Source organism: Pontibacterium sp. (assembly GCF_041587635.1).
Lineage (GTDB): Bacteria > Pseudomonadota > Gammaproteobacteria > Pseudomonadales > Balneatricaceae > Pontibacterium.
In genome coordinates this window covers 1-7442 of record NZ_JBFGYC010000153.1, presented here as the reverse complement: position 1 = coordinate 7442, position 7442 = coordinate 1, and the positions used below count along the sequence as shown (strand labels likewise).

Annotated in this window: 7 protein-coding genes and 1 pseudogene; all 8 read left to right on the top strand. The window is 51.6% G+C overall.

The genetic code is table 11. The features are described 5' to 3' along the window. Nucleotides 1–265 (top strand): annotated as a pseudogene (locus ABYW01_RS09535) (2-octaprenyl-6-methoxyphenyl hydroxylase); the annotation flags it as partial. 51 nt (nucleotides 266–316) lie between these two features. Next, nucleotides 317–1591: an FAD-dependent monooxygenase gene (locus ABYW01_RS09530; protein WP_372832332.1), complete on the top strand. Its 1275-nt coding sequence runs from the start codon at nucleotides 317–319 to the stop codon at nucleotides 1589–1591. Nucleotides 1592–1799: 208 nt separating this feature from the next. After that, nucleotides 1800–2906, top strand: coding sequence for a glycine cleavage system aminomethyltransferase GcvT (gene gcvT, locus ABYW01_RS09525; RefSeq protein WP_372832331.1), 1107 nt, complete (start codon nucleotides 1800–1802; stop codon nucleotides 2904–2906). Nucleotides 2907–2927: 21 nt separating this feature from the next. Then, entirely contained in the window at nucleotides 2928–3320 is a 393-nt protein-coding gene (gene gcvH, locus ABYW01_RS09520; protein WP_372832329.1) for a glycine cleavage system protein GcvH, read from the top strand. 142 nt (nucleotides 3321–3462) lie between these two features. Then, nucleotides 3463–4659 carry a class I SAM-dependent rRNA methyltransferase gene (locus ABYW01_RS09515; protein WP_193952463.1) on the top strand — a complete coding sequence of 399 codons (1197 nt, stop codon included), beginning with the start codon at nucleotides 3463–3465 and terminating at the stop codon, nucleotides 4657–4659. Between the two features lie 10 nt (nucleotides 4660–4669). Beyond that, entirely contained in the window at nucleotides 4670–5707 is a 1038-nt protein-coding gene (locus ABYW01_RS09510) for an NADP(H)-dependent aldo-keto reductase (protein WP_372832327.1), read from the top strand. 459 nt (nucleotides 5708–6166) lie between these two features. After that, nucleotides 6167–6595 carry an acyl-CoA thioesterase gene (locus tag ABYW01_RS09505; RefSeq protein ID WP_372832325.1) on the top strand — a complete coding sequence of 143 codons (429 nt, stop codon included), beginning with the start codon at nucleotides 6167–6169 and terminating at the stop codon, nucleotides 6593–6595. A gap of 110 nt (nucleotides 6596–6705) precedes the next feature. Continuing rightward, the coding region (locus tag ABYW01_RS09500; RefSeq protein WP_372832324.1) for an acyl-CoA dehydrogenase family protein at nucleotides 6706–7442 on the top strand (737 nt) is incomplete at its 3' end.

Sequence of the window (7442 nt, the reverse complement as noted above, 5' to 3'; positions counted from 1 at the left end):
TGATCAGATCATCGGGGCGCGTAAACAGGGGATTTCGGTGGGTGATCTGGGTATTCTGCAGGCATTTTATGAGCAGCAGAGTTTTGACCAGCAGCGGACCATCGGTCTGAGCGATCAGGTGATGAAGTTGTTTTCGAACAACAATCCATTGTGTGTATTTGGCCGGGATCTGGGATTGCAGTTGCTGGATATCTGTCCGCCTGCAAAGACCGTGTTTGCCCGCGGTGCGATGGGGCTGGATATGCCTGCACCGGATTTGAAATAAGCCAACGCTGATATAGCAAAAGTAGAACAACAGCAAAGTGAAGAGAAAACAATGAGCGCAGCAGAGCAGGTTGATATCGTCATTGTGGGGGCCGGCATGGTCGGGGTCACTCTGGCCACGGCGTTAGCCCCTTCCGGCTTGAATATCTGGTTGCTGGAGCAGCGTGAAGGTGATCCTGCGGGTTATCCGGCGGTGGTTCACCAACAGCAGGCCAAAGGCTACGATCCTCGCGTCAGTGCGCTGACCTGTGCGTCTCAGCAGATTCTGACCTCGGTCGGTGCCTGGCCTAAAATGCTCGATTACCGCGTGAGCCCTTATACCGGTATGGATGTCTGGGATGGTGAAGGGACCGGTCATATCCACTTCTCTTCGAACGAACTGCATGAGCCTTGTCTGGGGCATATCGTTGAGAACCGGGTCACGCTGGCCGCACTTTATGAAGTGTTAGGGGAGCATGACAACCTGCATTTTCAGTCGGGTGTTGCGGTGAATACACTCTCTGAACCTGATCTGGCCGACGGTGGTTTGCGGATGCTGGGGCTGAGTGACGGGCGGATCGTACAGACGCCGCTGGTGGTTGCGGCGGATGGTGCACTGTCCCGCACCCGTCAGTTGGCCGCGATTCCGATGATGGAATGGGATTACGGGCATCATGCGATTGTGACGACCATTCGTACTGAGCAATCTCACCAGCATACGGCGTGGCAGCGGTTTACCGAAGACGGTCCGTTGGCGATTCTGCCGTTGCACGCGGATGAGGATGATCGGACCAGCTCGATTGTGTGGTCTACCTCGCCGGGTCATGCCAACGAACTGATGGCGTTGGATGATGAGTCATTCTGCGCGGAGTTGGCGCGCACGTTTGAGCATCGTTTGGGTGATGTTGAGTGGGTGGATCAGCGCCATGTGTTCCCGCTGCGTCAGCGCCATGCCAAGTATTATGTGCGGGAAGGGTTTGCTGCGATTGGGGATGCTGCGCATACTATTCACCCCTTGGCCGGGCAGGGCGTGAATCTGGGATTGCTGGATGCTGCGTCTCTGGCGGAGGTGTTGCTGGATGCCTCTGAGCGTGGAGAGTCCTACGGGGCTGAAACAGTATTACGTCGGTTCCAGCGCGCCCGTCAGAGTGACAATCTGCAAATGTCGGCGGCGATGGAGAGCTTTAAACGTCTGTTTAATGCTGAACAACCGGCCGTGCGACTGTTGCGCAACATGGGGATGAACCTGCTGGATAAAATGGCACCGGTGAAAAATCACATCGTGATGGATGCGATGGGTTTGCGGGGTAATTTGCCTCGCTTGGCACAGCGCCCGATCCGCCATTGAACCTGCGGCGGGCTTTTTGCAGCCCGCGTTCCTCTCTCGATATTCCCCAGCGCCTGTCCCGGTGCGGCTTTGAGACGATGGTCTAGCGCTAGACCACGATCAAAGATTGATCTGATCGCCAATTGCCTATAAATTGTCATCCCTTTTTCTTTTAGTTTCGCGACAGCTGTACGGGTCGCCCAGTGTATTCACAATAAGAGTTTCAGCTATGGGCAATAAAACCGCGCTTTACCAGGCACATGTTGATATGGGTGCCAAGGTTGTTGATTTTGGTGGCTGGGATATGCCGCTGCATTACGGTTCACAGATGGATGAGCACAACGATGTCCGCAACGATGCGGGTATGTTTGATGTGTCCCACATGACCGTAGTGGATGTGACGGGTGCTGATGCTAAAGAATTTCTGCGTCACCTGTTGGCTAATGATGTTGCTAAATTACAGGCCAAAGGTAAGGCTCTGTACTCCGGAATGCTGAATGTTGATGGTGGTGTCATCGATGATCTGATCGTTTATCTGATGACTGAGGCGGGTGTATCGGGTGAGTGGTTCCGCGTTGTTGTGAACTGTGCTACCCGTGAAAAAGATCTGGCATGGATGGCGGAGCAGGCCGCGAAGTTTGATGATGTTGCGCTGACTGAGCAGCCAGAGCTGGCGTTGATTGCAGTACAAGGCCCATCGGCGCTGGAGCGCGCTAAAGTAGCAGTGACAGAGTCACGCGCTACACTGATTGACAGTTTGAGTGTGTTTCAGGGCGTTGAGTCCGAAGGTTGGTTTATCGCTCGTACCGGTTATACCGGCGAAGACGGTCTTGAAGTGATGCTGCCTGAAGATGAAGCGGCCGATTTTTGGCAGGCGTTGGCGGGTGCCGGTGTCAAACCAACAGGTTTAGGTGCACGCGATACTTTGCGTCTGGAAGCGGGTATGAATCTGTACGGTTCCGATATGGACGAAACCATCTCGCCGTTGGCGGCCAACATGGGTTGGACGATCGGCTGGGAGCCTGAAGAGCGTAACTTTATCGGTCGCAATGCGCTGGAAGCCCTGAAGCAGGCAGGCGTAGAGCAGAAGCTGGTAGGTTTAGTGCTGGAAGGCCGTGGTGTGCTGCGGGCGCATCAGAAAGTAATTATTGACGGTGTGGGCGAAGGTGAAATTACCAGTGGTAGTTTCTCGCCGACACTGGGGCACTCCATTGCGCTGGCGCGAGTGCCAGCTGCGACAGGTGAGAGTGCGGAAGTTGAGATGCGTGGCAAGCGGGTGGCGGTGAAGGTCGGGCGCCCGGTGTTCGTACGAAACGGCAAAAAAGTCTTTTCTTAATTTAAAGGGTAGGACGCTGGAATGAGTAATAATCCATCCGAACTGAAGTATGTTGCAAGCCATGAGTGGATTCGCGTAGAAGGCGATGGCACTGTCACTGTCGGTGTGACCGATCACGCACAGGATCTGCTGGGCGATGTGGTATTTGTTGAGTTGCCGGAAGTGGGCGCAGAGCTGGCGAACGGCGATGATGCGGGTGTTGTGGAGTCAGTGAAAGCGGCTTCCGATATCTATGCACCAATCTCCGGTGAAGTTATTGCTATCAACGAAGCACTGGAAGACACCCCGGAAAACGTGAATAGCGATCCATACGGTGACGGCTGGTTCTTCAAGCTGAAACTGACCGACGAAGCAGAGCTTGAAGCTTTGCTGGACGCGGATGGTTACGCAACGCATTGCGAATCTGAAGCCTGATATTAGGTAGCGCATCCACTGTGGATGCGCTGCTCTGATCTACCTATCCCGGCAGAGAGCTGGTAGCTGTTTGCACCATCAAGGTGTATGCCGGCTGCTGAGCTCCTGAGCCGGGATTGTTGTTTAAGCTGGACGGAAATAAATGTCACTGCAAACGTTAAAATTACGCGACGGCGCTGATCGTCGTCTCCGGGGCGGTCACCTGTGGATCTACAGCAATGAAGTAGATACTGCGGTGACCCCGCTGAAGAACTTTGCTGCTGGAGAGCAGGTGGTTGTAGAAAACAACCGTGGGAAAGCGCTGGGTATCGCCTACGTTAACCCGAATACCCTGATCTGTGGCCGTATTGTGAGCCGTGATCTGAAACATGTACTGGACCGTTCACTGCTGATACATCGTCTGAATATAGCTCTGTCGCTGCGTGAAGCCTGCTTTGATGCGCCTTGCTATCGTTTGGTTTACGGCGACAGCGACGGTCTGTCAGGGCTGGTCATTGATCGCTTTATGGATATTTTTGTCGTGCAGGTGTCGACCGCCGGTATGGAAGCCGTGCTGGAAGATATCGTCGACGCTCTGAACAAGGTGTTCCGCCCGAAAGCTATCCTGCTGCGCAATGATGGCAAGATGCGTGATATGGAAGGTTTGGAGACCTACATCGAGATCGTGCAGGGCGATCTGCCTGATCTTTGTCCGTTGGAAGAGAACGGTGTACCGCTGCTGGCACCCTTGCAGAAAGGTCAGAAGACAGGTTGGTTTTACGATCACCGTGAGAACCGGGCACAGATGCAGAAGCACGTTAAGGGCAAGCGCGTGTTGGATCTGTTCAGTTACGTGGGTGGCTGGGGTACGCAGGCGCTGGCGGCAGGTGCTGAGCAGGTGGTATGTGTTGATGCTTCTCATTATGCGCTGGAAGTGGCGGGCGAGAATGCACGCATCAACGGCGCTGATGACCGTTTCGAAGGTTTCCACGGCGATGCGTTTGATATCTGCAAAACCATGATCTCCGAAAAAGAGCGTTTTGACGTAGTGGTGGTGGATCCGCCAGCGTTTATCGCGAAGAAAAAGGATATTCGCAACGGCGAGCGTGCCTATGCACGCATGAATAACTTTGCAATGCGTCTGCTGAATAAAGGCGGTGTGCTGGTCTCTGCGTCCTGCTCAATGCATCTGGAATACAGTCGGTTGGTAGATATCATCCGTACCAATAGCCGTGAGCTGGACCGCAGCGCACAGATCTTCCATCAGGGGCATCAAGGTGCAGACCATCCGTTGCACCCTGCGATCCCTGAAACCGATTATCTGAAAGCCTACTTCGCACGCATTCTGCCTGCATCCTGAGGAGACGGCCATGCAATACAATACGCTGGGTAATACGGATATAAAGATCAGTCTGATCTGTCTGGGTACGATGACCTACGGCAGCGATCATACTGAAGCTGAAGCCCACGAGCAGATGGATTATGCCCTGGCACAGGGTGTGAACTTTTTTGATGGGGCCGAGATGTATCCGGTCCCAACCTCGCCTGAGTATCAGGGGCGTAATGAAGAGATCATTGGTAGCTGGCTGAAAAAACGGGGTAACCGCGATCAGATTGTCGTGGCCACAAAAGTGGCTGCGCCTGCTGATATGACGAGTTACTTGCGTCCGGACATGGCTTTTGATCGTCGCAATATTCGTGAAGCGGTGACCGGCAGTCTGAAGCGCTTGCAGACAGATTATATCGATCTCTATCAGCTGCACTGGCCGGAACGTAAAACTAACTTCTTTGGTCAGCTCAACTATGAGCATCAGCCCGATCAGGATGGCACACCGCTACTGGAAACGCTGGAAGCGCTGGCTGAGCTGGTGGATGAAGGCCTGGTGCGTCATATCGGGCTTTCTAATGAAAGTGCCTGGGGTACGATGAAGTTCCTGCAGTTGGCTGAGCAGCATGGTTTGCCACGTGCGGTCTCGGTACAGAATCCGTTTAACTTCCTGAACCGTACGGTTGAGGTGGGTTTGACGGAAGTGCTGCACCGTGAGGGCGTCTCGCTGTTGCCATACTCACCGTTAGCGTTCGGTGCGTTAAGTGGGAAGTATATTGGCGGAGCGCGTCCTGCCGGTGCGCGGATTACCAAATACCCGGCGTACGGACGCTACTTTAACGAGCAGGGTCAAAAAGCGGTTGAAGCCTACGTGGCCTTGGCGCACAAGCATGGGATCGACCCGTGTATGATGGCGCTGGCGTGGGTGAACAACCGTCCGTTTGTGGATGCCAATATAATCGGTGCCAGCTCAATGGCTCAGCTCAAGGCCAATATCGAGTCGGCTGAGGTCACGCTGAGTGATGAGCTGTTGGCAGAGATCGAGGCGATCAACGTGCTGTATCCAAATCCATGTCCTTAAGGTTTATCAGAAAACAACAAAACCCGCTATTCAGCGGGTTTTGTTGTTTTAGGACCAAATGACACTCAGCGAGTACATTGTTAGAGATAGTGTGGCCTTGATTGTCGGTTATCAGAAAACGGACTGCTTTGAAGGAAATCGTAATACTATAAGTCAAACTGATCTGAACGGGCAGGTTAACCAAACATCCCATAGACAGCTTTCTCGAATTCGTTGTAGTTTTAGTGCTCAGCTGACAGGTGACGCCTTCAGTCTGCATATCAGGACGATATGACGTTGGCATGGAAGTCGAGACAACTCACTTTATATTCGCTATTTTCTTATATTGACATGTCAATGTACGGTTTGAGTCTCTGGTGCCGTCATTCGGATTGAATGGCATTGAATCGGTGATGAAAAAACTGTTCATCCGGATGAAAGTACTACTTCATCAATCTTTTGGTATATAAGGAAATAACCATGAATCTTGATCAATCTCTTCGTCATACAAATGCGCTAAGTACAGAGTTATCCCTCCAGGTTTACTGGAGGGATATGGATGCGTATGGCCACGTTAACAATGGCGTCTATTTGCGCTGGTTCGAGGAGGTGCGTGTTCAGATGTTTGCTGAAGTACTGCCATCAGACATTCTGCATATGCTTGTGAAAGCAGAGATCAATTATCGTGCTGCGACGGAGTACCCAGGAGAGGCCCAGATAGCTTGTTCCGTAATTTCCAGTGGTAATACATCGCTTACGTTAGGCTTTGAAATCACTCAGCAGACAGTGGATGGCAAAAAAACGGTGTGTGATGGAAGTGGAATTGTTGTGTTGTGGGATAACAACCAGCAAACAAAGAGATCCGTCAGTGATTTTTTAATTACGCTCCCTACAAGCAGGGAAAGTTAATTATCTTTGATATTAGGTATCTGCTAATCATGTAAAAAGGAGTTTACATGTCTGAGTTGTTTTACGAAAAGTAAAAAGAAATCGGTGCTGAACAGTTACGCAGTACCGCTTTGGAGCGAGACCGTACATGCGCTTTTGATAGGGATGTATGGAGCAAGCTTGTTGAAGAGCGCTTCTTTGGAATAACCATCCCTAAAAAATTTGGTGGGCAAGAGTTGAGTGTTAAAGAGTCGCTTGCGGCTCACAAAGGTCTTGGTGAGGGCAGTCTTGATCTTGGGTTTGTGTTCACGGTGTCAGTCCAAAGTGGATTGGCAACTGAGTTGCTCCTGCAGTTTGGGACCAATATGCAAAAAAAAATGTATTTGGATGCAGTTATTCGTGGAGAAATTATCTGCGCTATTTCCAATACAGAGCATCAGGCGGGCACGGATATGCGTAAGGTGACCGCATCGGTGATCTATAATTCTGAGGGTCAGCCATTCATCTCAGCACGGAAAACAGTGTGTACAAACGTCCCGTTTGCTGACCTTGCATTTATCTCTGCCCGAAACGAAAGAAGCGATACGTTCGATATATATCTTGTTGATACAAAACCCGGAAAAACTACATCGTGGACCGATCAGCTAGTGGGTGTTCGTACAGGTATTACGGGAGGACTTTTTCTGGATGCAGCGCCATTACCTGACATTGATGCATGTAGGCTAGGAGTCGCAGGGCAAGGGCCGAGCATTTTACAATACTGTTTTGATCTTGATCGGCTTTACTTAGCTGCGATGGTTTCCGGTTGTTTACGTGGGTTGTGTGATCTGGCGATGATGAATATTCAAGAAAGAGCAGAGAGCGACTC